Raw genomic sequence first — 1284 nt, forward strand, 5'->3', positions numbered from 1 at the left:
CTTTAAAAATTATAAATAATTAGCACTAAATTTCTTTAATTAACACTTTCATTTAGCATTTTAAAAAATAAAATACTTAAATTTTATCAATTTTTAATACTATATTTTGCTCTAAATAAAGCTTTAAAGTAGCGTGACTGTATTCTAAAAAAATAATTAAATTTTGGTTAAAAAGTTTAATTTTTGCTTTAGAAATGCCATACATAGATCTTAAAAAAAATCGATCTTTACTTTTTCCCAAGAAAGCTCTAAAAATCCATTATTTGGTAAATCTTTTTTTGAATAGATTCTTTCTTTATCATTTCTTTTTTCCTGTTTTTTATAATTTTTATTTTTTAAATTCTCTAAAGCTTTTTGAAAAGTATTAATAGCAAGATTGTGTTGTGCTCTTAATAAATTAAGAGCTGTAATTTTTTTATCAAGTTCAATTTCTTCTTGTATTAAAATATCTCCTGTATCTATATTTTTATCTACTTTATGCCAAGTAATACCTGTTTTTAACTCTTCTTTATAAATCGCCCAAACATGGGCATTAACTCCTCTATAATAAGGAAGTAAAGAATTATGATAATTAATAATAGTATTATTTTCCACACATAGTGGTTTAAAAATATAAAAATTATTTGCACTTATAATTAAGGAATACTTTAAGGAATTAAAAAAGTTATCTAAATAGTTTTTCGTTTTATTTTCTATAAATTTAACTTCTTGTTGAAAAAAAATTTGAGCTATTTTTTGACATTCTTTTGCTACTTTTCCATCACCTATAATAAAAATATTTTCATATTCCATTAAAATTCCTACTAATTATCAACTTGATTAAGTTTTTTATCATTATAATCATAAAAATTAAAATATTATAATTTAAATTATTTAAAAAAATAATAACTTAAAAACAAAAAGATATTTTTATAAACTCAATTTATTTCCATAAAAAACGAATTTTATTAACCACTTATTTAATAATATTTAGATCTTTATAAAGTAAAAATTTTTTTCAAAAAATCAAATTGATATAAATAAGAATTGTTTAATTAAACTCATTTAAAAAATTAAAATGATTCTATTTTTATATAACATAAAATCAAAATTTGGTTTTTATAACAAACATTTCTTTAGCTTTCAATCATTGCTAAATAAAATTATTTAAAAATTTCCTATCGATCTTACCATTTTGATTGAGTTTAAAACTATCTAGTCTTATAAAACGTTTAGGTATCATATAAGCATTTAATTTATCTTTTAAAAAAGCTTTTAAATTAAGTTCTTTTTCACTTTCATAAA

Annotated in this window: 2 protein-coding genes and 1 pseudogene; all 3 read right to left on the bottom strand. The window is 18.8% G+C overall.

What is annotated here, in order from left to right; genetic code table 11:
* Nucleotides 1-76: 76 nt before the first annotated feature.
* Complete coding sequence (locus JG676_RS09110) at nt 77-205, bottom strand: hypothetical protein (RefSeq protein WP_281431921.1); 129 nt, start codon at nt 203-205, stop codon at nt 77-79.
* 5 nt (nt 206-210) lie between these two features.
* On the bottom strand, nt 211-792 hold the full coding sequence (locus JG676_RS07665; protein ID WP_200217854.1) for a formyltransferase family protein: 582 nt from the start codon (nt 790-792) through the stop codon (nt 211-213).
* 340 nt (nt 793-1132) lie between these two features.
* Nucleotides 1133-1284 (bottom strand): annotated as a pseudogene (locus JG676_RS09045) (amino acid adenylation protein); the annotation flags it as partial.

The sequence above is a fragment of the Campylobacter sp. 2018MI34 genome, assembly GCF_016598975.1.
In the GTDB taxonomy this organism is placed as follows: Bacteria; Campylobacterota; Campylobacteria; order Campylobacterales; family Campylobacteraceae; genus Campylobacter_D.